Source organism: Cellulomonas sp. ACRRI, from assembly GCF_022346185.1.
In the GTDB taxonomy this organism is placed as follows: domain Bacteria; phylum Actinomycetota; class Actinomycetes; order Actinomycetales; family Cellulomonadaceae; genus Cellulomonas.
On sequence record NZ_JAKRMS010000007.1, the window covers coordinates 39,262 to 63,685 of the forward strand.

Sequence of the window (24,424 nt, forward strand, 5' to 3'; positions counted from 1 at the left end):
GCGAGCCGCTCGGCCGGCGCCTTCACCGGACACCGACCACGAACACGACGAGCCCGAGCATCAGCCCGAAGCCGATGAGCGATGCCCAGGCGCCGATCGTCAGCGCGACCGACGCCGGCGGCGCCATCCGCTCCGCGGTCTCCGCCACCTGCTGGTCCAGGGCGGTCATGCCGCCACCTCGGTGAGGTCGGCGCGCATGATGTCGTAGACGCGCTCGAACAACGGGAGGTCCCGCTTGAAGTAGCCCTTGACCTCGGTCCACGTGCCGTTGACGAACCGGTTGACCGGCTCCGGCTCGCAGCCGCGCTCGGCGACGTACAGGGCCTTGAGGCGCTTGCCGAACGAGCCGGACCACCGGGCGATGACCCGGGCCTTCACGCCCTTGCTCTTGAGGAACGAGTAGACGTCGACCGGGATCGCGCCGTCCTCGATCTCCGGCTCCTCGCCCATAGACCGAGCCAGCACCAGACGCGCCTTGGCCTCGAGGTAGTCGGGCGCGATGATCCCCGAGGCGAGGCGGATCACGTTCATCTGCGCCTCGGCCTGCTGCGCCAGGACCGTGAGCTGGTGCTCGGTCGCCCGCGGGTTGATCGCGCCACCGTTCGCCCAGTACGCCTCGATGACGTCGGCGACCTCGGACTGGAACGCGATGAGGAGCGGCCTGGCCGTCTCGCCCACGCGGCGCTCGTCGATGGTCGCCAGCAGCATGAGGAAGGTCCGCACGTCGACCGCGAGCATCTGACGCCGCTTGCCGTCGGCGGCAACCACGGTGGTGAGCACCGTGGTTGCCCAGGACTTGTCCTCGAGCTTCTTGCGCTGGTTGTCGTAGTCGACGCCGAGGGCGTCGATCGCCGGCTTCAGCACGACGTGGGGCTTGCCGTCGACGTCGACCGCGAGCACCTCGGTGTCGCGGAACGGGATATGGACCAGATCGGTCACGAGATAGGCTCCTGTCTTGGTCGGTGCCCCCGTAGCCCGGCATGGCTTAGCGGGGGCACTGCTGCGTCTTGGATGGCTTACGCCGCAGGAGCGGCGAGGTTGGGGTAACTGATCGCCTCGATCGGTACGCCGAGAGCGTCCGCGAGTTGGCGCAACGTTGCCGCCGAGGGCTGGCGCGCTCCGGACTCCATCAGCGACACGAACGGACGGCTGACCTGGGCGCGAAGAGCCAGGTCGCTCAGCGAGACCCCATAGGCCTCGCGGATCACCCTCAGCGAGGCCCCGTTCAGGCGGCGGGTCGTCGGCGTCTGCATGGCGTAAACGCTAGCAACGGAGCGGCGTAATCTCAACGGTGTAACCACACGTAGGACGTAACCTGGGGCTGACCTGGGCGTCTATCCATCTTGCGCGTTGCTCCGCGTTACCCCAAGATGGGGTCATGAAGCACGCCAGCGATGTCACCGGCTCCCTGATCCGAAGGTTCAGGGCGTCGCTCAACCTCTCTCAGCAAGAGTTCGCCGAGAGGCTGAAGGTCGCGAAGAAGACCGTGTACAACTGGGAAGCGCGAGGGGATGACGCGCTTCCCGACCAGGCCCAGGCCAGGTTCGTGCGAGCTCTACAGTCGTCGGTTCCTAGCCGGATCGCCCTGGCGGAGATCCCTTCCGAGGTGCTCGCATCGGTGCAGCCGGTGGTCGACGAGGACGAGGTCAGCGTGCTCGCTCAGCAGATGACCGAGGCAGCGTCCCGGCTGCAGGCTGCGGCGGCTAGCAGAGACGCGAACGAGGTAGCTCGTGATGCGCTCGGGCTCGCGACCGGCATCGAGAGTCTGATGGATACGCTCGACGTCGCCGTCCGCCTGGGTGTACATCCGGCAATCATCAAGTCGCTCGCGCAGGGCGCCGTAGACGCGCTGGTTGACGCGGGACTAGTGCCGCTCCTCAGCCGGCTGGACCAGTCCGATCGCGTGATGGCGCTTCTCCAGCGCGCAACGGGCATCTATCGGGAGTCGGTCGAGAAGTCGCCCAGGCGGGAGAAGGTCGGCGGGTTCGACTTCTCTCCCTTGCCGATGCCGCGCCTTGTGACCGGCGCGGATGCTTCAGGCCACGCCGCCGATGGCGAAGATGCCGCGCTGGAACGATCGGTAGACCCAGACGATTAGTGGGCTTGGGCGGGCTGCGGTCCTGAGCCGCCCCTCCCGCTCTGCCCTCCGGTCACAACCACCGCGATATCGAGGCTCGCGAGCAGTTCATCGACGCCCACGGGTCACCTGGCCGCGACGGGCTGGAGCAGCACCTGAAGGTCGCAGCGCTTGATCCGGATGGCCTTCTCGCCGATCCGGTAGGCGGGGACGGTGCCGTCGGCGATCCATCCGCGGAGGCACCGCTCTGTGACGCGCAGGGTGCGGGCGGCCTCGGCGACGGTGACGAGGTCGGTGGACGGCTCGGGGGTGGCGTGGGGCATGATGGCCTCGAATCTTCCTTGGCGGGTTGATTCGCGAGCGGTCACCCCTCGGTGTTGGAAGCACCGAGACCCTGGGTGGCCGTTCGCTCTGTATGTAGTTCGTTCCGCTCCGGTCGTGCTGGATCGGTGAACAACACACTAGAGGCTGATCCCGACACCAGGTACCGACTCCACAGGCTGTGGATGCGCAGGTCAGCGCCGTGATGTTTGCCTGGATCGGGCAACGCGGGGAACGGCTGGGAACCGCTTCGTCTACTGGGGTGCCTATCTTGTGCTGACAAGTGGACACCGCGTTCGAATGCTCTGACCTCAGACCTTGCGGGGCCGCAACGACAAGTGGACACCGGAGCGCCTACCTTCGCGTCTACTCAAACGTGTTCCCGGCGTTGCCGGCTTCGGGCCAACATCCGACGGCCGCAGGCGCACGGTGGTGTTCACCCGAACGAACTAACGCTGAGGGCAGGCCGGCGTGTACTTCCCGGTCACGGTCTGCCCGAGGAGCGGAGTTCACGTAGTGGGTGACGCCGCCGCCTCTCTGACCGCAGGCTCGATCGAGGCCCCGTCGGTGGAGATGCTTAGCCGGCCGTGGGAAGTTCGTGGACCGCAGTGCCCGGCAGGGTGAGGTTGAGCTTCGCGGCGACGTCGTCGAGCGCCTTGCGAGCAAGGGCCTGCGACACGTGCTGGTACCCGCGGCTCGTGACGATCGTCGAGTGCCCGAGGATCGCCTCAACCACCTTCGGGTCGACCCCGGCCTCGAGGAGCAGCGTGGCCGTGGTGTGCCGCGCCTCGTGGAGCTCGTAGCGCCGGCCGACGGTGTCGTCGATCCGGGCGACCTGAGCCTGGTCCTGCAACGCCCACCACGCCTCACGGTCGGTCACCTCCGAGCGAGGTGTCCCGTCCGGGTTCGGCCACACCAGGTTCCACTTCGATGGCGGGCAGATCTCCCGCCAGGCCGCGAGCGCCGCGGTCATCCACGGGACCAACGGGATGATCCGCTGCCCGTTCGCCGTCTTCGGCGGGACGAGATGCCACCGGTCGACGAGGTGCCGGGTGGGGAGGCCCGGCTTGATCTGAAACCCCGACGACCGGTCGCGCTTCACCTTGTACGGCAAGGCGTCGAGCTGCCAGGAGATGTCGATGGTCCCGTTGTCGAGGTCGACCAGGTCCCACGTGAGGCCGAGGCACTCTCCCTGGCGCATGCCCTGCAGGAATGCAGCGACCCAGCGGGAACCGTCAGGGTGGGTCGCGGCGGCCGCGAGCATGGCGTGCGCGTCGACGATCGAGATGGCGTCCCGGTCGTTCACCGCCTTCGCCGGCGCCGGGACGAGCAGGACGCGCTGTGGTACGTCGTACCCCTCGAGGATCGCGTCGCGCAGCATCTTCGTCAGCACGACCTGCGCACGCTGTGCGGTCGACGTGGACAGCCCAGAGCCGATGATCGCTGCGGTGACCGCGCGCACGTCTGCTGGCGTGAGCTGGTCGAGGCGGCGGTGCCCGATCGTCGGGATGACCCACTTGCGGACCTGCGAGATGTCCGTGGCGGCCGACGTGTGCCGAACCTCGGCAGGGCGACGGGTGATCCACTCCCCGGCCCACTTCTGCACCGTGACGCGGGCCGAGGCACCCTCGACCGGCAGGCCTTCGGCGGCGATCTTCCTCTGCCGTTCCTTCAGCCTCGTCTTCGCCTCGGCCTCGGTGCGGCCCGAGACCTTGATCTTCCGGCGGGTGCCCTTCGCGGTCACCCCGGCCTCGATCGTCCCGACCCAACGCTTCTTCGAGGGGTCCCAGGAGACGCCGCCGGTGCCGTACTGCCGGCGCTTGCGCTCGGCCATCGCGGGTCCTCTCGACAGGGGGACAAGTAGGGGGACATTAGCACTCGCCGCCGGGCGGGGGCAGGGCTGCCGTTATTGCAGGTCATGGTCACATTCGGTTGGTGACCAACAATCTCAGACTATCATTCGCAATGAGAAGGTCAGGGGTTCGAATCCCCTCAGCTCCACCTGAAGACGAAGGCCCGGGATCGCGGATCCCGGGCCTTCGTCGTCCCCGGCCGGCCTCGCCGCTCGCTCGTGCCGCGGAGCCTGTCGGTGGTGACCGCTAGCGTCGGTCCCGTGCGGGTGATCTACAACACGGCGACGTCGCTCAGCGGGTACATCGCGGACGAGGAGAACTCGCTCGCCTGGCTGTTCGCGGTCGACTCCGCGTCCCAGCCCGACCACGAGGCGTTCCTGTCCGGCATCGGGGTGCTGGTGTCCGGCTCGACGACCTACGAGTGGGTGCTGCGCGAGGAGGACCTCGTCGCGCACCCGGAGAAGTGGCCCGCCTACTACGGCGCCCGGCCGTACTACGTCTTCACCAGCCGGGACCTGCCGGTGCCGGAGGGCGCCGACGTGCGGTTCGTGAGCGGCTCCGTGGCCGAGGCGCTGCCGGCGATCCGGGCGGCCGCCGGCGCGGGCGACGTCTGGGTGATCGGCGGCGGCGACCTGGCAGGGCAGTTCCTCGACGCCGGGGCGCTCGACGAGGTGCAGGTCAGCGTCGCGCCCGCCGCGCTCACGGGCGGGGCGCCGGTGCTGCCGCGCCGGGTCGGGCCCGACCGGCTCCGGCTGCGGTCGGCCGAGCGGTTCGACCAGTTCGCGCACCTCACGTACGACGTGCTGCCGCCGGCCTGACCGGCCCGCCGCCCCCGGCGGAGGCCCGCGAGGGATCCCGCCCGTCGGCGTCCGCCGGGGTGGACGCCGGGACGACGCCGCGGCCCGCGGTGGCAGAATGGCGCGGTGCCTGACGCCCTGCCGCCCCGACCGGGCCGGTGGTCCCGGGCCTGGTCCGCGACCAAGACGTGGGTGGACCCGCTCGTCGTCATGATCGTCGCGGTGTTCCTCCTGGGGCTGCTCGCCCCCGCGTCCGGTGGCTTCGCGACCGGCCTCGACCACGTGACCACCGCCGCCGTCGTCCTGCTGTTCTTCCTGTACGGCGCCCGCATGGCGACCAGCGAGGTCTGGGACGGCCTCAAGAACTGGCGACTCCAGGGCGGGATGCTCGCCTCCACGTACCTGGTGTTCCCGGTCCTCGGGCTGGCGGTCCAGGTCCTGCCCGACTCGGTGCTGCCGGCCGACCTCAAGACCGGCCTGCTCTACCTGTCGCTGCTGCCGTCGACCATCCAGTCGTCGGTCGTGTTCACGTCGATCGCGCGGGGCAACGTCGCCGGGGCCATCACCGGGGCCACCGCCTCGAACGTGCTCGGCATCGTGCTGACGCCGCTGCTGGTCGGGATCCTCATGTCCCGGGCCGGCGGCCCCGTCGGCGGGTCCGCCGGGTCGACGCTGCTGCAGCTGCTCCTGCCGTTCGTGCTGGGGCAGCTCCTGCAGCCGAAGATCGGCGCCTGGGTGCGCGCGCACAAGCCGGTCACGCTGATCACGGACCGCGGCACGATCCTGCTGGTCGCGTACGGCTCGGTGTCCGAGGCGGAGTCGTCGGGCGTGTGGGACGACCTCACCGTCGGCGTGCTCGTGGTGCTGGTCGCGGTGTGCGCGGTGCTGCTCGCGGCGATGCTGCTGGTCACCTGGAACGGCGGGCGCGCGCTGCGGCTCTCGCGCGGGGACCGGATCGCGCTGCTGATGTGCGGGTCGAAGAAGAGCCTCGCGACCGGCCTGCCGATGGCGAACGTGCTGTTCGGGCCGGTCGCCGCCGCCGGGGTCGCGCTGCCGGTGATCGTGTTCCACCAGCTCCAGCTCGCGACGTGCGCGGTGCTGGCGCGTCGGCTCGCCGCCACCGACCCGGAGCCCGACCCGGTCGTGACCCGGGCCTGACCGTCCGCCCACCCGTTCCAGTGGAAGGTCTGGCCGGACACGCCGTCGGCGTGTCCGGCCAGACCTTCCACTCGGGCGACCCGCGCGCCGCTTCCGCGCGCCGCCCCACGGGACCGGGCGGACCGGGCACACTGGTGCGCGGGGGCCGGGCAGCAGCACGCCCGAGACCAGTCCCGTCGCCCGGAAGGACCGTCGTGCCCGCTCCGACCACACCCCTGCGTCTCGTCCCGGCACCGAGGCTGGTGCGCGAGGCCGAGGGTGCGCCGTTCGTCGTCTCCGCCGCCACCACCGTGACCGTGGGCGTGAGCCCCGCGGAGGTCGCGCTGGGCGTGCTCGCCGCCGAGCAGCTCAGCCGCATCTCCGGCAGCACCGTGGAGGTGCGGTACCGCGACGTCGCGGAGCCGACCCAGCCCGGGGACGTCGCGTTCGTGCTGGACCCCGAGCACCTGACGGGGGAGCAGTACCACCTCGACGTCGCCGAGGACCTGGTCCGGGTCGCCGCGGGCACCGCGGAGGGGCTGATGCGCGGGCTCGCGACGCTGCACCAGGTCATGCGCCCGCTCGACGGCACGTTCGCCGCGTGGCCGGTGCACGTCGAGGACGAGCCGGTGCACGGCTGGCGCGGGCTGTCCGTGGACGTCGCCCGGCACTTCTTCGGGACGGACGACCTGCGGGTCGTCGTCGACCTGATGGCCGCGTACAAGCTGAACGTGCTGCACCTGCACCTGTCGGACGACCAGGGCTGGCGGCTCGACCTGCCCTCCCGGCCGGAGCTCGCGGCCCGGTCGGGCGGCACCGCGGTCGACGGCGACCCGGGCGGGTACTTCACCACCGAGGAGTACCAGGCGCTGGTGGCGTACGCGGCGGCGCGCGGCGTGCGGGTGGTGCCCGAGATCGACGTGCCGGGCCACGTGAACGCCGCGCTGCACGCGTACGGCGAGCTGACGCCGTCGGGCGAGCCCGCCGAGGCGTACACCGGGATCGACGTGGGCTTCAGCCGGCTGCACGCGGACCTGCCGACGACCGAGCCGTTCCTGCGGGACGTGTTCGGCGACGTCGCGGCGGTCACGCCGGGCGAGTACGTGCACATCGGCGGGGACGAGGTCCTCACGATGGACCGCGACGAGTACGCGCGCCTGGTGCGGATGGCCTCGGACGCGGTGCGCGCCGCGGGCAAGAAGGTGGTCGGCTGGCAGGAGATCGCCACGACGCCGGTCGAGCCGGGCACCGTCGTGCAGTACTGGGACACCCGGATGGACCCGGCGCCGATCGTGGCGGCGGCGCAGGCGGGCGCGCGGCTCCTGATGTCCCCGGGCTCCAAGGCCTACCTCGACATGAAGTACCACGACGGCACGGCGCTCGGCCTGGAGTGGGCCGGTCACATCGAGCTGCGCGACGCCTACGAGTGGGAGCCGGCGACGCTGGTCCCCGGCCTGCCCGAGGGCTCCGTGGTCGGCGTGGAGGCGGCCGTGTGGACCGAGACGCTGCGCGGCCTGGACGACCTCATGACGATGCTGCTCCCGCGCCTGGCCGCCGTCGCCGAGGTCGCCTGGACCCCGGCCGACCGGCGCGACTGGGACGACTTCGCGACCCGGGTCGCCGCGCACGGTCCCTACTGGGACGCCGAGGGGCTGGCCTGGTACCCCAGCCCGCAGGTCGACTGGCACGTCGACCTGTCCTGACCCGGCGGCCGACGGTCAGATCCAGGACCGCAGCCACATGTGCAGGTGCCAGAAGTCGTAGGGCACGACCCACGCCGTCCAGACCGGGTAGAAGAACGCGCTCACCGCCAGGACGACGACCAGCACCGCCGAGGTCGTGACGATCCCTCGGCGGCGCTGGCGCTCGTCCCGGCTCTGCACCAGCAGCGCCAGCACGTAGGTCAGCGTGAGCACCACCCAGGGCGTGAACGCGATCGAGTAGAACGTGAAGATCGTCCGGCCGGTGTAGGCGAACCAGGGCAGCCAGCCGGCGGCGATCCCCGACAGCACCGCGCCGGCGCGCCAGTCCCGGCGCAGGACCAGCCGGTACAGCGCGACCAGCAGCGCCAGCGCGCCGAGCCACCAGATCACGGGGTTGCCCAGCGAGGTGATGGCCTGCGAGCAGGCGTCCGCCCCGCACAGCTCCCGCGCGGCGGACCCGGTGAGCTCGGACACCTCGGTCGGGTAGTAGAACGACGTCGGCCGCCACTGGATGATCCAGCCCAGCGGGTGCGCGGCGTAGGCGTGCTCGGCGGTGAGGTGGGTGTGGAAGTCCCACATCTGCGTGTGGAAGTGCCACAGCGAGCGCAGCGCCGGCGGCAGCCACGTCACGCCCTCGCCGGGGTGCTCGACCGCCCACTGCCGCAGGTACGCGCCGGGGTGAGCGAACCACGACGCCCAGGTGCCGAGGTACGTGCCCGCGGCGGTGAGCACCACGATCAGGCCGGCGGGGATCGCGTCGCGCCACAGCGTCGCGGGCAGCCAGGCCCGCACCCCGACCGACCGGCGGGCGGTGGCGTCCCAGGCGACGGACAGCAGCCCGAACACCGCCAGGAAGTACAGGCCGGACCACTTGGTGCCGATGCACAGGCCCAGCAGCACGGCCGCGGCGAACCGCCACCACCGCCAGCCCAGCCGTGGCCCGAGGCCCAGCTCCGCCCCCGAGTCGAGGACCGCCGCCGTCCGGGCCGCGAGCCGGCGGCGCGCCTGGTCCCGGTCGAGCAGCAGCGCCCCGAACGCGGCGAGCGCGAAGAGCATGACGAAGTTGTCCAGCAGGCCGGTGCGGGAGTGCACGATCGCCTCGCCGTCGACCGCCATGAGCAGCCCGGCGACGGTGCCGAGCGCGGTGGAGGCGAACAGCCGGCGACCGATCCGGGCGACCATGAGCACCGCGAGCGTCCCGGCGACCGCCGGCGCCAGTCGCCACGCGGTCGAGGACTCGATGCCTCCGCCGAGCTGGATGCCCAGCGCGATCAGCCACTTGCCGACGGGCGGGTGCACCACGTACTCGGGCGAGGTGCCGAGCGCCGAGCCGTCGCCCTGGGCGAACAGCGGGTTGGCGTCGTCGCCCCAGGAGCCCTCGTAGCCGAGCCGGAGCAGGGAGTACGCCTGCTTCACGTAGTACGTCTCGTCGAACACGAGCTCGTGCGGCCGGCCGAGGTTCCAGAACCGGAGCACACCGCCGAGCAGCGTCACGGCCAGCGGCCACAGCCAGCCCGTCAGCCTGGCGCGGCGCGTCGCGCCGAGCAGCAGGGTCCGGGCGCCGAGCAGCGAGACGAGCAGGCGGTCGTGCGTGGACAGGTCCGGGTCGTCCTCGCGGTCGGGGTCGTCGCCGGCCCGGATCACCAGCGTCCCGGCGGCCGGGGTGGGGGCTGCGTGGCCGTGGTGGCCGTGGTCGTCGCCGGGCTCCGGGGCGGCCACGGGCGGGAACCGCCGCGCGGGCGCGTCGTCCTCGACCCGGTCCGGGCCGTCGGCGGGGTCGCGGGGACCGCGCTCGTCGGGCGCGTGGTCGGGCTGCGGCACGGTCGCCATCGTAGGGGCGCCGTCTGGGCGCGACCTGCGCGCCCGCAGCACCGAGGGGGGAGACGGCGCGTCGAGCGGGTGTCCGGCGGGTGCTCGCCCGACGTGCCGGTTGCCCGCTCGCCGCCGGTGAGCCGGTGGCACCCGGCGCGCCGCCCGCCGCGGAGGTGGCAGGCTGGCCCGCGTGACCCCCCAGGCTCCCGGCAGCGGCCGGCTCGTGCTCGCGGCGACCCCGATCGGCGACGTGGAGGACGCCTCGCCCCGGCTGCGCCGGCTGCTCGAGGAGGCCGACGTGGTCGCGGCGGAGGACACCCGGCGGCTGCGGGCGCTCGCGGCCCGGATGGGCGTGACCGTCGGGGGGCGGGTCGTGAGCCACCACGAGCACAACGAGGCGGCGACGACCCCGGAGCTGCTCGACGTGGTGCGCGGCGGCGGCACCGTGCTCGTCGTCACCGACGCCGGGATGCCCGCCGTCTCCGACCCCGGGTTCCGCGTGGTGTCCGCGGCCGTCGAGGCGGGGCTGACCGTGACCGCCGCCCCCGGCCCGAGCGCCGTGCTGACGGCGCTGGCGCTGTCCGGGCTGCCCACCGACCGGTTCTGCTTCGAGGGCTTCCCGCCGCGGAAGCCGGGGGAGCGGGTCCGCGCGCTGACCGCGCTGGAGCGCGAGCCGCGGACGATGGTGTTCTTCGAGGCCCCGCACCGGCTCGCGGCGACGCTGGCGGACATGGCGTCGGCGTTCGGCGCCGAGCGGCCCGCGGCGGTGTGCCGGGAGCTCACCAAGACCTACGAGGAGGTCGTCCGGGACGGCCTCGGCGCGCTCGCGGCGTGGGCCGCCGCCGGGGAGGTCCGCGGCGAGATCGCGGTGGTCGTCGCCGGGGCGCCCGCCCGGGAGGTCGCGTCCGAGGCCGACCTGGTCGCCGAGGTGCTGGCCCGCGCCGACGCCGGCGAGCGGCTCAAGGACGCCGTGGCCGAGGTCGCGCAGGTCGCGGGCGTGCCGAAGCGCGACCTGTACGCGGCGGCGCTGGTGGCGCGCGCGGGGCGCTGAGGCCCGGCCCCGTCAGGCCCCGTGCACGACGTCGAGCGCCGCCCGCAGGGCCACCAGCTCGACCTGCCCCGGCGCCGACGCCCGGCCGACCGTCCCGAAGGTCGCCGCCGAGCCGAACACGCCCCCCGCGACGCGCGACGCGACGCCCGTCCCGGCCATCGACATGGTGATGAGCGGGCGGTCGGTGCGCTGCGCGGTCTCCCACGTCGCGGCCAGCAGCGTCAGGACGTCGCCGGGGTCGCGCGGCATCACGGCGATCTTCAGCACGTCGGCGCCCCGCTCGGCCATGTGCAGCAGCCGGCGCACGATCTCCTCCCGCGCGGGCGTGGCGTCGAAGTCGTGGTTCGAGGCGACGACGGCGACGCCCGCCGCGTGCGCGAGGTCGACCAGCGCCCGCACGGTGCCCGGGTCCCGCATGACCTCGACGTCGAGCAGGTCCGCCACACCGGTCGCGAGCACCGCCCGGTAGACCGCGACGTACACCTCGTCGGTGACGTCGGCGAGCCCGCCCTCGTGCGCGGTGCGCGTCGTGACGAGCAGCGGGAGGTCCCCGAGCGCCCCGCGCAGCGCGGCCGCGGCCGCCGCGGCGGACGACGGCGTCGCGCGGCCGCCGTCGAGGTGGTCCACGCGCCACTCGACCACGTCCGGCCCGGCGGCCACCACGGCGGCGGCCTGCGCGAGCAGCTCCTCGACGGTGCCGCCGGTCAGGGGCACGATCACCTTCGGCCGGCCGGCGCCGATCGCGGTGCCGCGCACGGTCACCGGGGTCGGCGCGGGCGCCGCGGTGCTGGTCATGGTGGGTCCTCCTCGGCCGGACGCTCCGCCGGACACTGCATCATGCCGGTTCGTCAGGCGCGGCGCGTACCCCCGCACCGTCGGGCGCACTAGCGTCGGGCCATGGAGTTCCGTCGCATCCCCGGGCTGCCGCCCTACGTGTTCACGATCATCGACACGCTCAAGGTCGATGCGCGGCGCGCCGGCCGGGACGTGGTCGACCTCGGCTTCGGCAACCCCGACCTGCCCAGCCCGCAGATCGCCGTGGAGAAGCTCGCGGAGGCGGCGCACAACACCCGCAACCACCGGTACTCGGCGTCGCGCGGCATCCCCAAGCTCCGTCAGGCGGTCGCCGACCACTACCTGCGCCGGTTCGGCGTGACCCTCGACCCCGACACCCAGGTCATCTCGACCATCGGCGCCAAGGAGGGGTTCAGCCACCTCATGTGGGTGCTGCTGCAGCCGGGCGACGCGGCGCTGGTGCCGACGCCGTCGTACCCGATCCACATCTGGGGCCCGTACTTCGCGGGGGCGGACGCCCGGCAGGTGCCGATCGGCGACGGCACCGACGGGGCCGGCTACGTCGACCGGGTCATGGAGGCCTGGGACCTCGGCTGGCCGAAGCCGCGGGTGATCGTGCTGTCGTTCCCGCACAACCCGACGACCACCACCGTCGAGCTGCACGACCTGCAGCGGCTCGTCGACTGGGCGCGGGAGCGCGACGTCGTCCTGGTGCACGACCTGGCGTACGCCGACATGTGCTTCGACGGCTGGACCCCGCCGTCGATCATGCAGTGCACCGGCGCGACGGAGGTCGCCGTCGAGCTGTACTCGATGACCAAGTCGTACTCGATGGCCGGCTGGCGGGTGGCGTTCCTGGTCGGCCGGCAGGACGTCGTGGGCGCGCTCGCCAAGCTCAAGTCGTACCTCGACTACGGGACGTTCCAGCCGATCCAGATCGCCGCGACGGTCACGCTGAACGAGGCGACGGAGTACCCGGCGGAGCTGTCGGCGGTGTACGAGAGCCGGCGGAACGCGCTGGTGGACGGCCTGTCCCGGATCGGCTGGGACATCCTGCGGCCGAAGGGGACGATGTTCGCCTGGGCGCGCATCCCCGAGCCGTACCGGGAGATGGGGTCCATCGAGTTCGCCGAGATGCTGGTGCGGGACTGCGACGTCGCGGTGTCGCCGGGCGTCGGGTTCGGGCCGGGCGGCGACGGGCACGTGCGGTTCGCGCTGATCGAGAACGAGCAGCGGATCGGCCAGGCGGTGCGGGGGCTGCGCAAGGGGCTCACCCGGCTGGGCGGCTGACCCGCCGCCCGCGCCGCCCGGCGGAACCTTCGGGTCCTCCTCAGGGTGCGCTCAGGGGTCTCCCGGATGTCGGTGGTGGCCGGGGGACTGGCAGGCTCGGACCGCGACGCGGGGGACAGCCCTGCGCCCAGCACGAGGAGCGCGACCATGGCACGGCGGACGACGGCAGCGGCAGCAGGAGCGGTCGGGGCGGGACTGGTGCTCGGGCTCGCCGGGTGCGTGGGCGGCGGCGGGCCGACGGTCAGCCGCGACGTCGCGATCGAGGACGTGACCGCGGTCGAGCTGGCGGCGTCCGGCGACCTCACGGTGCGGCGCGGCGACACCCCGTCCCTGACGGTGCGCGCCGCCGAGGGCGCGCAGGGCCGGCTGGTCTCCGAGGTCCGGGACGGCGTGCTGGTGCTGGACGCCCGCAGCTCGTTCGGCTTCCAGAACCTCGGCGACGTCGAGTACGAGCTCGTGGTCACCGAGCTGGAGCAGGTGGTCGTCTCGGGCTCCGGCGACGTCACCGGGGCGGACGTGTCGGGCGACGTGCTGCGGGTCAGCATCACGGGGTCCGGCAGCGTCGAGCTGGACGGCGTGGACGCGGACCGGGTCCAGGCCGCGATCGACGGGTCGGGCGACGTCGAGCTGTCCGGCCGGGCGGCCACGGCCGCGCTCGGGATCGACGGGTCCGGGAACATCGACGCGGAGGACCTGCGCGCGGACGAGGTCGACGCCTCGATCGGCGGCTCGGGCTCCGTCGCGGTGCACGCCGAGCGGCGGCTCGCGGTCTCGATCGGCGGCTCGGGCTCGGTGCGCTACACCGGCGACCCGGAGATCACCCAGGAGATCGACGGGTCGGGCAGCGTGGTGCGCGAGGACTGACCCCCTGCCGCGGGACGCAGGACCTCCGCGCGCTCGAGCGGATATCAGCGGGCGCGGCGGACCGCGGCGCCGCTAGCCTCCGGCGAGGCGGAAGGAGCGGGACCCGATGACCACCACCTCGCCCGGGGCGGCCGAGCGGCGCACGGCGACCCCGCCGGACGGCGACGGCCTCCTGGGGCCGCTGGGCGCACCCGACCGGGACGCGCTCGCGCGCGCCGCCCACGCCGAGACCTGGCAGGTGCACGGGCGCGTCCGCGGCGACGAGGGCGGCGCGGTCGCGGACCTGCCGGGCATCCGGCTGATGGCGAGCGGACTCGGGCACCCGCAGTGGAACAACGGTGACGTCACGGACCCGGACCGCGTGGATCTCGGGGGTGTCCGCGACTGGTACGCGCGGCGCGGCGTGCCGTGGGGCGTGCGGGTGCCGGCGGGTGCGGCCTGGCCGCACGGGCGGCACCTGTTCCGCAAGCGGCTCATGCTGCTCGACGCCGGTGCGCTCGTGCGGCAGCCGCCGGTGGACGGTCTGCGCGTGCGCCGGGCGACCGCCGCCGACCTGGACGCGGTGCTGGCGGTGGACCTCGCGGCCTTCGGCGGGGACGCGGCCGCGTCGCGCGCCTGGCTGTCCCCGCTCCTGCGGTCGACGGCGGTGACGGTCGCGCTGGCCGAGCAGGACGGGGTACCGGCGGGAACCGCCTACGTCGTGCGCTCGGACGGCGCGGCGGGCCCCGCCGCGGGGCTGGGCGGCGTGGGGGTGGTGCCCGCGGCCCGGCGCCGCGGCGTGGCGACGGCCGTCGTCTCGTGGCTGCTGGCGGGCGCGGTGGACGCGGGTGCGCGCGTCGCCCACACCGAGCCCGACTCCGACGGCGCCGCGCGGCTCTACGCCCGGTCGGGCTTCACCGAGGTCGGCGGGCTGGACGTCTACGTGGACCTGGCGTGAGCGCGGGGGAGCCCGTCCTGCGCCCGGCGGGCCCGGCGGACCTGGCAGCGCTCGTGGTCGTGTGGCGACGGGCGGTGGTCGCGACGCACGACTTCCTCGCGCCGGGGGACGTCGACCGCTACGAGGGCGTGGTCCGCGCCGGGCTCCCGACCCTGACGGTGACCCTCGCCGAGCGGCAGGGCCGGGTGCTGGGGTTCGTCGCGGTGGCCGGCTCGCGGGTCGAGATGCTGTTCGTCGACCCGGACGTGCACGGGAGCGGGGTCGGCTCGGCGCTCCTGCGGCACGTCACGGCCGGTCGGCCGGTGGTGGACCTCGACGTCAACGAGCAGAACCCGGGTGCGCGGGCGTTCTACGCCCGGCGCGGCTTCGTCGAGGTGGGCCGCTCGCCGCTCGACGGCGACGGCAGGCCGTACCCCCTGCTGCACCTGCGGCGCCGCGCCCCTGCCGACGGCGCGCGTGCGACCCCTGCCGACGGCCCCGGCGCCGCCGGCCCTGCCGCAGCCCCCGAGGCCTAGAGGACGTCCGACCCCGCGACGAGCCGGGCGCCCGGCACCGGCCCGGACGCGGTGAGCACGGCGTCCGCCACGCCGGCGGCGGTCATGGCGGCGGCGATCACCAGCGCGTGCTGCCGGCTGCGCGCCAGCGCGGCGACGGTCGGACCGGACCCGGAGACGACGACGCCGAGCGCGCCGGCGTCCTCGGCGACGGCCAGGGTCTCGACCAGCCCGGGGGCGAGCTCGACGGCGGCGTCCTGCAGGTCGTTGTGCAGCAGCGCGCCCAGCGCGGGCGCGTCGCCGGCCCGCAGCGCCTGGAGCAGCGCGACGTCCCCGTCGGCGTCCAGGCCGTCGCGGCCGGCGGCCAGCCGGTCGAACTCCTCGTAGACCCGGGGGGTGGACAGGCCCTCGTCCCGGACGCCGAACGCCCAGTGGTACTCGCCGCGGCTGAGCGCGGCGGTGAGCAGGTCGCCCCTGCCCGAGCCGACGGCGGTCTGGCCCATGAGCAGGAACGGCACGTCGGAGCCGAGCTCGGCAGCGACCTCGTGCAGCTCCTCGCGGCTCAGGGCGGTGCCCCAGTACGCGTCGCAGGCGAGCAGCGCGGCGGCGGCGTCGGCCGACCCGCCCGCCATGCCCCCGGCGACCGGTACGCCCTTGTGCAGGTGCAGGTGCACCCCCTCGTCGACGCCCGTGCGGGCGGCGAGGGCGCGGGCGGCGCGGAGCGCGAGGTTGCTGGCGTCGGTCGGGACCCGCTCGGCCTGGGGGCCGGACACGGTGACGCGCACGTCGTCCGAGGCGGAGGCCACGACGTCCTCGTAGACGGACACGGCCTGGAACACCGTCGCGAGGGGGTGGTAGCCGTCGGGGCGGCGCGGGCCGACGCGGAGCGACAGGTTCACCTTGCCGGGCGCCCGGACGCGGACCTCACGGCCGGTGCGGGGGGCGAGGCGCAGGTCGGTCACGGGGACCACTGTGCCAGGTCCCGGCGCGTCCGGCGCGTCCCGGGGCCGGCGCACCGGCGGGCGGCGTCCGGCGAGGTCAGCCCTGCGCGGGGGTGTGCAGCCGCTCGGCGACCCGGGCGAAGGCGGTCACGTCCAGCGCCTCGCCGCGGGCCTGCGGGTCGACCCCGGCCGCGGTGATCGCGCGCGTGGCCGCCTCGGCGCCGCCGGCGAGCGTCGCCAGCGCGGAGCGCAGCATCTTGCGCCGCTGGGCGAAGGCGGCGTCCACGACGGCGAACACCTGCTCGCGCGTCGCGGTGGTGGCGGGCGGCTCCCGGCGGTCCAGGCGGACCAGCGCCGAGTCGACGTTCGGCACCGGCCAGAACACCGACCGGCCGACGGTCGCCGTGCGGCGGGCGGACGCGTACCAGGCGGCCTTGACCGACGGCACGCCGTACGTGCGGCTGCCGGGCGGGGCGGCGACCCGGTCGGCCACCTCGGCCTGCACCATGACGAGCACCCGCTCGAGCGTCGGGAAGTGCTCGAGGAAGGTGAGCAGCACCGGCACGGAGACGTTGTAGGGCAGGTTCGCGACCAGCGCCGTGGGCGCCCGGCCGGGCAGCGCACGCACGTCGAGCGCGTCGCCGCGCACCACGGTGAGCGCGGGGTGCGGCGGCGGGCCGGGGTCGGCGCCCGCGCCGGCCGGCGGCGCCGCGACGTCCGGCAGGTCCACGGTGTCCACCACCGCGCCCGGCACGTGCCGGCGCACCGTCTCCGGCAGCAGCCCCGCGAGCACCGGGTCGATCTCGACCGCGACCACGTCGGCGCCGGCCTCGAGCAGGCCGAGCGTCAGCGAGCCGAGCCCGGGCCCGACCTCGACGACCCGCTCGCCGGCGACCACGTCGGCCTGCCGGACGATCTTGCGGACCGTGCCCCCGTCGAGCACGAAGTTCTGCCCGAGGGTCTTGGTCGGGCGGATGCCGGCGCGCTCGGCGAGCGCGCGGATCTCGGCCGGACCGAGCAGCGGCCCCGCCGCGGGTGCGACGGGGCCGGTGCTGGAGGACATGCGGGCGAGCCTACCGGGCTCCCCGCGGCTGCGGCGTCAGCCGAACAGCCGCGACCCGCAGACCGGCCACTGGCCGGCGCCGGAGCGGTTGTAGAGCATCTGCGCCCGGGCGGTCTGCTCGTCGGCCGAGGCCTGCGAGGGCAGCCCCGTGCCGCCGACGGCGTTCCAGGTCGCGACCGAGAACTGGTAGAGCCCGTGGTACTTGCCGGAGGCCGACACGATCGACGGGTTGCCGCCCGACTCGCACGCGGCCAGCGCCGCCCAGTTGAGGCCGGCCGCGTCGCCGCCGCCGACCGCCGGGGTGCCGGCGGACGCGGGCGCCGACGAGGACGCCTTCGGGGTGGTGACGACCGGCTTCTTCTTGGTGCCGACGTTCGTGACCTGGTCGACCGGCGCCTGGGTGACGGCGTCGGACAGCGGCTCGCGGCCGGTCTCCTGGCCGTCGACGGTGGTCACGCGCTCCACGACGGTCCGCACACCGGGGACGCCGGCGGTGGTGACCTTGGAGTCGCCGACGTACAGCGACGCGTCGTTCTGCTCGACGGCGTTGAACGGCACCTCGTGGGTGGTGGTCACGTCCTGGATCACGACGCGGTTCACCACGACGGTGATGGTCCCGCCGGCGCGCTGCACGCTGACCCGGTCGAGCGGCTGGAGCGTGACGCCCAGGGCGTCGAGCGCGTCGGCCACGGTGGTGCTGCCGTCGGGGACCGTCAGGGTCGTCCCGTCGACCACCACGGCGGCGGCGCCGTCGAGCGTGAGGTCGAGCGACAGGTCCGGGCGCCCGCCGGCGGCCGAGCGGGACGCGACCAGCCGGACGTCGTCGCCGCGGGTCGCGAGCATGGTCAGCGCCTCGTCGGCGGTGAGGGCGGTCGTCCAGACCGTCTGCTCCGCGCCGTCGGCGTTGATGGTCACCTGGTGGGCGTGCCGCACGACGACGTCGACGCCGTCGGCCAGCGCCCCGGAGGGGCTGACGGTGTCGCGGTCGCCGAGCTCGAGCTTCTGCTCGGCCAGCAGGCCGTCGACGCTGCCGGAGAACGTCGACACGGTCGTGGTGACCCCGTCGACGTCGAGGGTCACGGTCTTGTGGGCGTCCGCGACGGCGACGCCACCGGTGGCGAGCACGACCACGGCGGTCGCGGCGCCGATGAGGCGCACGCGGCCCCGGCGCGACCGGCGCGCGCCGTCGGGCTCGGTGCCGGCGGACCCGGGGTCCGTGTTGTGGACGACGCGGGTGCGGAGGGCGGCGGGCGTGGCGGCGAGGCGCGCGCGGGCGCGGCGGAGGAGGGAGGTCACGTGGTTCCAGACGACGGCGGTCCCGGGCACGGGGGGCGGGGCGCGGCGCACGCGTGCGTCGCCCGCCGGTGCCCGGGCCTGACGGCCCCGGCGGTGGCGGCACCTGGAGGGAGGTGTCGCGCCCGGCGGTCCCGGATCCCCGATCCGGCGGTCATGCCCCGCGCGGCGTGCGCTGCGCGGGTGCGCTCGCGGGGGGAGGGCCCCGGTCTGTCACGAGCGACACGCGACCGTAACCCATTCGTGACCATGTGCCAAGTGCAGGGCGCGGCCCCGCGGGTCACCGCCGGGGGCGGGAGGGGGTCAGTACCAGCCCTTGGCCTGGAACGACGACCAGGCGCCGCACGGCGTCGAGTAGCGGCCGGCGATGTAGTTGAGGCCCCAGGTGATCTGGGTCGCCGGGTTGGTGCGCCAGTCGGCGGCGACGCTGGCCATCTTGGAGCCCGGCAGCGCCTGCGGGATGCCGTAGGCGCCGGAGGAGGAGTTGGCCGCGTCGACCCGCCAGCCGCTCTCCTTGTTCCAGAGCTGCAGCAGGCAGGCGAACTGGTCGTCGCCCCAGCCCCGCTCGGCGGCGAGCTGCTTGCCGATCTCCTGCGCGCTGCCCGGGGAGACCGAGATGTCGACGCCCGCGGCGACCTCCATGGTGCCCACCTTGACGACCTGGGTCACCGGCTCCACGGTGACGGCGGAGGCCACCACCTGCCGGTCGACCACCGCGCCGCCGACGGTCGCGGTGCTGTACGTGGTGGTCCGGACGCCGGCGCGGCCCGCGGTCTCGACCTTGCGGGTGCCCTTCGCGAGCGTGGGGTCCTCGACCTCCTGCTCCGCGAACGGCACCGCCTCGGTGACCGTCTCCCCGGCGGTGGCCGCGCGGGTCACGAGGACGACCAGGCCGTCGGTGGCGGTGGCGTCGAGCGGGACGGACACCCGGTCGCCCTCGTTCAGCACCAGGCCGATGTCCCGCAGCGCGTCCCGGACGGTCCCGCCGCTGGTCAGGCCGTCGATCACCTGGCCGTCGACGGCGAGGTGGATGGTCTTCTGGGTGGACACCCGCAGCACGTCGCCGCGCTCCAGGCCGGCGGACCGGGACGCGGACAGCAGGGTCTCGTCGTCGCGCAGGCCGAGGCCCTCGACCGCCTCGCCGACGGTGAGCGCCGTCGTCCACACGGTGCGGTCCTGGCCGTCGACCTGGACGTCGATCTCGCGGCCGTGCCGGACGACGATCTGCGCGCCGTCCCCGACCGGCTCGCCGAGGCCCGGGGCCACCAGGTCGCGGTCGCCCACCTCGATGTCGCCGGCCGCGAGCACCTGGCCGACCGTGCGGCCGAACGCGCTCACCTCGACGGCGGAGCCGTCCACCTCGACGGTCACGGTCTTGTGCAGGCCGACGAAGGCGGTCGTCGCGCCCGCGACCAGCGCGAGCGCGAGGCCCTGGGCGCCGTGCCGGAGCAGGCGGGAGCGGCGGGTGGTGCGGTGCGTCGGGCTCGACGTGGGGGCTACGGGCGTCTCGGGCGCAGGCACGCGGGGGGCTCCAGCAGGTCGGGTCGGCACGAGGGGAGGGACCCGCGCCGGTACAGCGCTCCGACCGTAACCGATCCGTGACCCGGAGGGGAACCCGCGATCCGCGGAACCACCCCGTCGGGCGGGGGTCACCAGGGGCCGTACACCCGCTCCGCGGTGGACGCCAGGGACCGGCACAGCTCCGCCAGGTCCAGGTCGCGCTCGGAGGCGATCCGGCGCACCGCGTGCGGGACCAGGTACGGGGCGTTCGGGCGGCCGCGCAGCGGGTGCGCGGTCAGGTACGGCGCGTCCGTCTCGACGAGCAGCAGGTCGAGCGGCAGCGCCCGCACCGCCGCCCGCAGGTCGTCGTTGGCGCCGTAGGTGACCGGGCCGGCGAACGACGCGAACCAGCCGTGCTCGGCGCACACCTCGGCGAGCGCGGGGCCGCCCGAGAAGCAGTGGAACACCGTGCGCTCGGGGGCGCCGTCGCGGAGCAGCACGTCCACGACCTCGTCGTGCGCGTCGCGGTCGTGGATCTGCAGCGCGAGGCCGAGCTCCTTGGCCAGCGCCACGTGCGCCCGGAACGCCTCGCGCTGCACCTGGCGGCCGCGGGGGCCGGCGCGGAAGAAGTCCAGGCCGGTCTCGCCGACCGCGCGGACCCGGTCGTTCGCCCGGGCGACCGCGGCCACCCGGGCCAGCGCCTCGTCGAGGGACGCGTCGTGCCGGGGCCGCGGGTCGGGCTCCAGGCCGTCGGGCGCCACCTCGTGGACGCCGGCGTGCAGCACGGCCTCGTTCGGGTGGATCGCGACGGCGCCGAGCAGCGCCCGGCGGCCGGGCCGCAGGGGGACCGGGGCGGTGGCCGGGTCCGCGCCCGGGTCGGCGTCGACGCGCAGCACCGCGTCCGTCCACGCCACCGCGTCCAGGTCGCAGCCGACCTGGACCATCCGCGGCACCCCGACGGCTGCGGCCCGGTCCAGGTGGTCGTCCAGCGTCGCGGGCGCGGGCTCGTCGCCCGCGTCCGACCCGGCGTCGGCGCGCACCCCGAGCACCGACTCCAGATGCGTGTGGTCGTCGACCACCGGCACCGGCAGCGGCTCGGGCGACGGGGCCCAGCCCGTGGGCCGGTTGCGGCTGCGACCCACCTCAGCCCTGGCGCAGCCGGTCGAGCTCGGTCTCGACCACGTCGTCGTCGAGCTTGGTGAACACCGGCGTCGGCTTGCCCACCGGCGTGCCCGGGACCACGGCGCGCGGCCGCCACGCGGGCACCGTCTCGCCGAGCCGGTAGTCACCCGTGATCACCGGGTAGTGCCGGGACGCGTCGTCCAGGTCCGTCACCTCGTCGATCCGGGGCAGCGGGGAGAACGTGCCGGTGCCGCCCAGCGCCTCGTGCACGGCCTGCGCCGAGTGCGGCAGGAACGGCGAGAGCAGCGTGTTGCAGTCGCTCACGGCCTGCGCCGCGGTGTGCAGCACGGTGCCCAGGCGCTCCGGGTCGTTCTTCAGCTTCCACGGCTCGGTCTCGGAGATGTACCGGTTGGCTTCCTGGACCACCCGCATCGCCTCGCCGATCGCCGCGCGGTGCCGGTGCGTGCCGATGAGGTCGCCGATCCGGCCGAACGCGGTGGTCGTCGTCGCGAGCAGGTCCTCGTCGACCGTCGTGCGCGGGCCCGGCTCCGGGATCGCGCCGACGTTCTTGTGGATCATGCTCGCGGTGCGGTTGACCAGGTTGCCCCAGCCCGCGACCAGCTCGTCGTTGGTGCGGCGCTTGAAGTCGGCCCAGGTGAAGTCGGCGTCCTGGCTCTCCGGGCCCGCGGTCGAGATGTAGTACCGCAGCGCGTCCGGCTGGTACCGGCTCAGCATGTCGCGGACGTAGATGACGACGCCGCGCGACGAGGAGAACTGCTTGCCCTCCATCGTGAGGAACTCCGACGACACGACCTCGGTCGGCAGGTTGAGCCTCCCGTAGACCCCGGGCTCACCGCCCTTCGACCCGCCCCCGGCGTAGCCGAGCAGCTCGGCCGGCCAGATCTGCGAGTGGAAGGTGATGTTGTCCTTGCCCATGAAGTAGTAGGACAGCGACTCGGGGTCGGTCCAGAACTGCCGCCACGCCTCGGGGTCCCCGGTGCGGCGCGCCCACTCGATCGACGCGGACAGGTAGCCGATCACCGCGTCGAACCACACGTACAACCGCTTGGACGGGTTGTCCTCCCAGCCCTCCAGCGGGATCGGGATGCCCCAGTCGATGTCGCGGGACATGGCGCGCGGGCGCACGTCGTCCAGCAGGTTCAGCGAGAACTTCAGGACGTTCGGGCGCCACTCGGTGCGGGTGCGCAGCCAGTCGCCGAGCGCGTCGACGAACGCCGGCAGGTCCAGGAAGAAGTGGTTCGACTCGACGAACTTCGGCGTCTCGCCGTTGATGCGGCTGCGTGGGTTCTTCAGGTCGATCGCGTCGAGCTGGTTGCCGCAGTTGTCGCACTGGTCGCCGCGGGCGCCGTCGTAGCCGCAGATCGGGCAGGTGCCCTCGATGTACCGGTCCGGCAGCGTGCGACCCGTCGACGGGCTGATCGCGTTCATGGTCGTCCGCTCGACCATGTACCCGTTCTTGTGCACCGTGCGGAACATCTCCTGCACGACCGCGTAGTGGTTGCGGGTCGTGGTGCGGGTGAACAGGTCGTACGAGAGGCCCAGCTGGGTCAGGTCCTCGACGATGACGCGGTTGTACCGGTCGGCGAGCTCCTGGGGCGTGACGCCCTCCTGCTCGGCCTGCACCAGGATCGGCGTCCCGTGCTCGTCGGTGCCGGACACCATGAGGACGTCGTGCCCCGCCATGCGCATGTAGCGGCTGAACACGTCGGAGGGGACGCCGAAGCCGGCGACGTGGCCGATGTGACGCGGGCCGTTGGCGTACGGCCAGGCGACTGCGCTGAGGATGCGGGACATGGCGTCGATCCTAGTGAGCCGCGCGGGCGGGCTCGCGACCGGTCTCACCGGCGGCGTCGTCGCCGGTGCCGTCCGCGGGGGCGTCCGTGAGGGCGCCGACCGGGCGCGCGGGGAGGGCGGCCGGCCCGACGACGCCCCGGCGGCGCAGCACGACCCACGCCACCGCGAGCACCCCGCACCACACCGGCATCACGAGCAGCGCCGCCCGGGTGTCGGGGTCCAGCGCCAGGACGACCACCATCGCCGCGAAGAACGCGAGCACGACCCAGCACATGACCCGGCCGCCGGGCATCCGGAACGCCGACGCCGCGTGCAGCTCCGGCGACCGCCGGCGGTACACCAGGTAGGACACCAGGATGACGGTCCACACCACGATGAACAGCAGCGTCGCGACCGTCGTCACGAGCGTGAACGCCTCGATCACCGACCGCCCGGCGTACAGCAGCACCACGCCCGGCAGCAGGCAGGCGCAGGAGAACGCGAGTCCGCGCGCCGGGACGTGCCGGGCCGACAGCCGGCCGAACGTGCGCGGCGCCTCGCGGTCCTCCGCGAGGCCGTAGAGCATCCGCGACGTCGAGAAGATCCCGCTGTTGGCCGACGACGCCGCCGAGGTGAGCACCACGAGGTTGATGACGCCCGCCGCGGCCGGCAGCCCGGCGAGCGCGAACATCGCCACGAACGGGCTCTCGCCCGGGTCGATGCTCCGCCACGGGGTCACGGCCATGATCACGACGAGCGCGCCCAGGTAGAACAGCAGCACGCGCACGGGGATGGCGTTGATCGCGCGGGGGAGCGTGCGGGCGGGGTCGCGGGTCTCGGCGGCGGTGGTGCCGACCAGCTCGATCCCGACGAACGCGAAGATCGCGATCTGGAACCCCGCGAGGAACCCGGTGAACCCGTGCGGGAAGAACCCGCCGTCGCCGTACAGGTGCGCGAGCGAGGCGGTCACCCCGTCGGCGCCCCGGAAGCCGATCGAGATCATCACGACGCCGACCGCGATCAGCGCGACGATGGCGACGATCTTGACGATCGCGAACCAGAACTCCAGCTCGCCGAACAGCCGCACCGCGACCAGGTTGAGCGCGAGCAGCAGCACGACGAGGGCCAGCGCGGGCAGCCAGCGCGGCAGGTCGGGCGCCCAGAACGCCACGTACCCGGACACCGCGACCACGTCGGCGATCCCGGTGACGATCCAGCAGAACCAGTACGTCCAGCCGGTGAGGAATCCGGCCCACGGCCCCAGGATGTCGGCCGCCATGTCGCGGAACGACTTGTACTCCAGGTTCGACAGCAGCATCTCGCCCATGGCGCGCATGACGAAGAACAGCATGAAGCCGATGACCGCGTAGACCAGCAGGACGGACGGGCCGGCCAGGGAGATCGTGCGGCCGGAGCCCAGGAACAGGCCGGTGCCGATGGCGCCGCCGATCGCGATGAGCTGGATGTGCCGGTTGCTGAGGCCGCGCTGGAGGTGGTCCTCGGGGGTCTGCGGCGTGCTGGCGGCGGCGGCCGGTGCGGTGGGCTCGGGCACGGGCGTCCTTCCGGGTCGGGGGTGGGCG

Annotated in this window: 23 protein-coding genes; 9 read left to right on the forward strand and 14 right to left on the reverse strand. The window is 74.1% G+C overall.

Annotation, left to right across the window (positions count from 1 at the left end; translation table 11 throughout):
• Positions 1–22 precede the first annotated feature (22 nt).
• From MHY85_RS03240 to MHY85_RS03250, 3 genes are all read right to left on the reverse strand, one after another.
• Positions 23–169, reverse strand: coding sequence for a hypothetical protein (locus MHY85_RS03240; RefSeq protein ID WP_239193129.1), 147 nt, complete (start codon positions 167–169; stop codon positions 23–25).
• Positions 166–939: a phage antirepressor N-terminal domain-containing protein gene (locus MHY85_RS03245; protein WP_239193130.1), complete on the reverse strand. Its 774-nt coding sequence runs from the start codon at positions 937–939 to the stop codon at positions 166–168. The genes MHY85_RS03240 and MHY85_RS03245 overlap by 4 nt, the downstream gene beginning before the upstream one ends.
• A 77-nt stretch (positions 940–1,016) precedes the next feature.
• Complete coding sequence (locus tag MHY85_RS03250; RefSeq protein WP_239193131.1) at positions 1,017–1,253, reverse strand: helix-turn-helix domain-containing protein; 237 nt, start codon at positions 1,251–1,253, stop codon at positions 1,017–1,019.
• A gap of 125 nt (positions 1,254–1,378) precedes the next feature.
• Here MHY85_RS03250 and MHY85_RS03255 point away from each other — a divergent pair, with 125 nt between their 5' ends.
• Positions 1,379–2,098, forward strand: a complete 720-nt coding sequence (locus tag MHY85_RS03255) for a DNA-binding transcriptional regulator (protein ID WP_239193132.1) — start codon at positions 1,379–1,381, stop codon at positions 2,096–2,098.
• Between the two features lie 104 nt (positions 2,099–2,202).
• Here MHY85_RS03255 and MHY85_RS03260 read toward each other — a convergent pair whose 3' ends face one another.
• The gene (locus tag MHY85_RS03260; protein ID WP_239193133.1) at positions 2,203–2,400 is read right to left on the reverse strand and encodes a helix-turn-helix domain-containing protein; all 198 of its coding nucleotides are present in this window, start codon (positions 2,398–2,400) and stop codon (positions 2,203–2,205) included.
• A 575-nt stretch (positions 2,401–2,975) separates the two neighbouring features.
• Complete coding sequence (locus tag MHY85_RS03265) at positions 2,976–4,232, reverse strand: tyrosine-type recombinase/integrase (RefSeq protein ID WP_239193134.1); 1,257 nt, start codon at positions 4,230–4,232, stop codon at positions 2,976–2,978.
• Between the two features lie 279 nt (positions 4,233–4,511).
• Here MHY85_RS03265 and MHY85_RS03270 point away from each other — a divergent pair, with 279 nt between their 5' ends.
• From MHY85_RS03270 to MHY85_RS03280, 3 genes are all read left to right on the forward strand, one after another.
• Positions 4,512–5,069: a dihydrofolate reductase family protein gene (locus tag MHY85_RS03270; RefSeq protein ID WP_239193135.1), complete on the forward strand. Its 558-nt coding sequence runs from the start codon at positions 4,512–4,514 to the stop codon at positions 5,067–5,069.
• 105 nt (positions 5,070–5,174) lie between these two features.
• Positions 5,175–6,206 (forward strand): bile acid:sodium symporter family protein, encoded by a 1,032-nt coding sequence (locus MHY85_RS03275; RefSeq protein WP_308191302.1) that lies wholly within the window; start codon positions 5,175–5,177, stop codon positions 6,204–6,206.
• 194 nt (positions 6,207–6,400) lie between these two features.
• Positions 6,401–7,888: a family 20 glycosylhydrolase gene (locus MHY85_RS03280; RefSeq protein ID WP_239193136.1), complete on the forward strand. Its 1,488-nt coding sequence runs from the start codon at positions 6,401–6,403 to the stop codon at positions 7,886–7,888.
• 15 nt (positions 7,889–7,903) lie between these two features.
• Here MHY85_RS03280 and MHY85_RS03285 read toward each other — a convergent pair whose 3' ends face one another.
• Complete coding sequence (locus MHY85_RS03285; protein WP_239193145.1) at positions 7,904–9,709, reverse strand: dolichyl-phosphate-mannose--protein mannosyltransferase; 1,806 nt, start codon at positions 9,707–9,709, stop codon at positions 7,904–7,906.
• A gap of 181 nt (positions 9,710–9,890) precedes the next feature.
• Here MHY85_RS03285 and rsmI point away from each other — a divergent pair, with 181 nt between their 5' ends.
• Positions 9,891–10,751: a 16S rRNA (cytidine(1402)-2'-O)-methyltransferase gene (rsmI, locus tag MHY85_RS03290; RefSeq protein ID WP_239193147.1), complete on the forward strand. Its 861-nt coding sequence runs from the start codon at positions 9,891–9,893 to the stop codon at positions 10,749–10,751.
• A 12-nt stretch (positions 10,752–10,763) separates the two neighbouring features.
• On the opposite strand, the gene aroD is transcribed toward rsmI, so the two are convergent.
• Positions 10,764–11,546 carry a type I 3-dehydroquinate dehydratase gene (gene aroD, locus MHY85_RS03295; RefSeq protein WP_239193149.1) on the reverse strand — a complete coding sequence of 261 codons (783 nt, stop codon included), beginning with the start codon at positions 11,544–11,546 and terminating at the stop codon, positions 10,764–10,766.
• A 102-nt stretch (positions 11,547–11,648) separates the two neighbouring features.
• Here aroD and MHY85_RS03300 point away from each other — a divergent pair, with 102 nt between their 5' ends.
• The 4 genes from MHY85_RS03300 (at position 11,649) to MHY85_RS03315 (ending at position 15,152) form a co-directional block, all read left to right on the forward strand.
• Positions 11,649–12,836, forward strand: coding sequence for an aminotransferase class I/II-fold pyridoxal phosphate-dependent enzyme (locus MHY85_RS03300; RefSeq protein ID WP_239193151.1), 1,188 nt, complete (start codon positions 11,649–11,651; stop codon positions 12,834–12,836).
• A 147-nt stretch (positions 12,837–12,983) separates the two neighbouring features.
• Positions 12,984–13,700, forward strand: coding sequence for a head GIN domain-containing protein (locus MHY85_RS03305; protein WP_239193153.1), 717 nt, complete (start codon positions 12,984–12,986; stop codon positions 13,698–13,700).
• A 106-nt stretch (positions 13,701–13,806) separates the two neighbouring features.
• Positions 13,807–14,637: a GNAT family N-acetyltransferase gene (locus MHY85_RS03310; RefSeq protein WP_239193155.1), complete on the forward strand. Its 831-nt coding sequence runs from the start codon at positions 13,807–13,809 to the stop codon at positions 14,635–14,637.
• On the forward strand, positions 14,634–15,152 hold the full coding sequence (locus MHY85_RS03315) for a GNAT family N-acetyltransferase (protein ID WP_239193157.1): 519 nt from the start codon (positions 14,634–14,636) through the stop codon (positions 15,150–15,152). The genes MHY85_RS03310 and MHY85_RS03315 overlap by 4 nt, the downstream gene beginning before the upstream one ends.
• Here MHY85_RS03315 and MHY85_RS03320 read toward each other — a convergent pair.
• The 7 genes from MHY85_RS03320 to cycA all read right to left on the reverse strand — a co-directional run bounded on the left by MHY85_RS03320 (position 15,149) and on the right by cycA (position 24,396).
• Positions 15,149–16,093, reverse strand: a complete 945-nt coding sequence (locus MHY85_RS03320) for a 4-(cytidine 5'-diphospho)-2-C-methyl-D-erythritol kinase (protein ID WP_239193159.1) — start codon at positions 16,091–16,093, stop codon at positions 15,149–15,151. The genes MHY85_RS03315 and MHY85_RS03320 overlap by 4 nt on opposite strands.
• A 76-nt stretch (positions 16,094–16,169) precedes the next feature.
• Positions 16,170–17,135, reverse strand: coding sequence for an rRNA adenine dimethyltransferase family protein (locus tag MHY85_RS03325; protein ID WP_239193161.1), 966 nt, complete (start codon positions 17,133–17,135; stop codon positions 16,170–16,172).
• Between the two features lie 36 nt (positions 17,136–17,171).
• A complete protein-coding gene (locus tag MHY85_RS21735) occupies positions 17,172–18,431 on the reverse strand; it encodes a resuscitation-promoting factor (RefSeq protein WP_239193163.1) in 1,260 nt (419 codons plus the stop codon).
• A gap of 300 nt (positions 18,432–18,731) precedes the next feature.
• Positions 18,732–19,949 (reverse strand): ubiquitin-like domain-containing protein, encoded by a 1,218-nt coding sequence (locus MHY85_RS03335; protein ID WP_239193165.1) that lies wholly within the window; start codon positions 19,947–19,949, stop codon positions 18,732–18,734.
• Positions 19,950–20,077: 128 nt separating this feature from the next.
• Positions 20,078–21,070: a TatD family hydrolase gene (locus tag MHY85_RS03340; protein WP_239193167.1), complete on the reverse strand. Its 993-nt coding sequence runs from the start codon at positions 21,068–21,070 to the stop codon at positions 20,078–20,080.
• Position 21,071: 1 nt separating this feature from the next.
• Complete coding sequence (gene metG, locus MHY85_RS03345) at positions 21,072–22,865, reverse strand: methionine--tRNA ligase (protein ID WP_239193169.1); 1,794 nt, start codon at positions 22,863–22,865, stop codon at positions 21,072–21,074.
• A 10-nt stretch (positions 22,866–22,875) separates the two neighbouring features.
• Entirely contained in the window at positions 22,876–24,396 is a 1,521-nt protein-coding gene (gene cycA / locus MHY85_RS03350; RefSeq protein ID WP_239193170.1) for a D-serine/D-alanine/glycine transporter, read from the reverse strand.
• Positions 24,397–24,424: the final 28 nt, after the last annotated feature.

Excerpts from the sequence above, each read along its gene's own strand:
- MHY85_RS03240 (WP_239193129.1), bottom strand. The coding sequence starts at position 169 with ATGACCGCCCTGGACCAGCAGGTGGCGGAGACCGCGGAGCGGATGGCG.
- MHY85_RS03250 (WP_239193131.1), bottom strand. The coding sequence starts at position 1,253 with ATGCAGACGCCGACGACCCGCCGCCTGAACGGGGCCTCGCTGAGGGTG.
- MHY85_RS03255 (WP_239193132.1), top strand. The coding sequence starts at position 1,379 with ATGAAGCACGCCAGCGATGTCACCGGCTCCCTGATCCGAAGGTTCAGG.
- MHY85_RS03260 (WP_239193133.1), bottom strand. The coding sequence starts at position 2,400 with ATGCCCCACGCCACCCCCGAGCCGTCCACCGACCTCGTCACCGTCGCC.
- MHY85_RS03265 (WP_239193134.1), bottom strand. The coding sequence starts at position 4,232 with ATGGCCGAGCGCAAGCGCCGGCAGTACGGCACCGGCGGCGTCTCCTGG.
- aroD (WP_239193149.1), bottom strand. The coding sequence starts at position 11,546 with ATGACCAGCACCGCGGCGCCCGCGCCGACCCCGGTGACCGTGCGCGGC.
- MHY85_RS03300 (WP_239193151.1), top strand. The coding sequence starts at position 11,649 with ATGGAGTTCCGTCGCATCCCCGGGCTGCCGCCCTACGTGTTCACGATC.
- MHY85_RS03305 (WP_239193153.1), top strand. The coding sequence starts at position 12,984 with ATGGCACGGCGGACGACGGCAGCGGCAGCAGGAGCGGTCGGGGCGGGA.
- MHY85_RS03310 (WP_239193155.1), top strand. The coding sequence starts at position 13,807 with ATGACCACCACCTCGCCCGGGGCGGCCGAGCGGCGCACGGCGACCCCG.
- MHY85_RS03325 (WP_239193161.1), bottom strand. The coding sequence starts at position 17,135 with ATGTCCTCCAGCACCGGCCCCGTCGCACCCGCGGCGGGGCCGCTGCTC.
- metG (WP_239193169.1), bottom strand. The coding sequence starts at position 22,865 with ATGTCCCGCATCCTCAGCGCAGTCGCCTGGCCGTACGCCAACGGCCCG.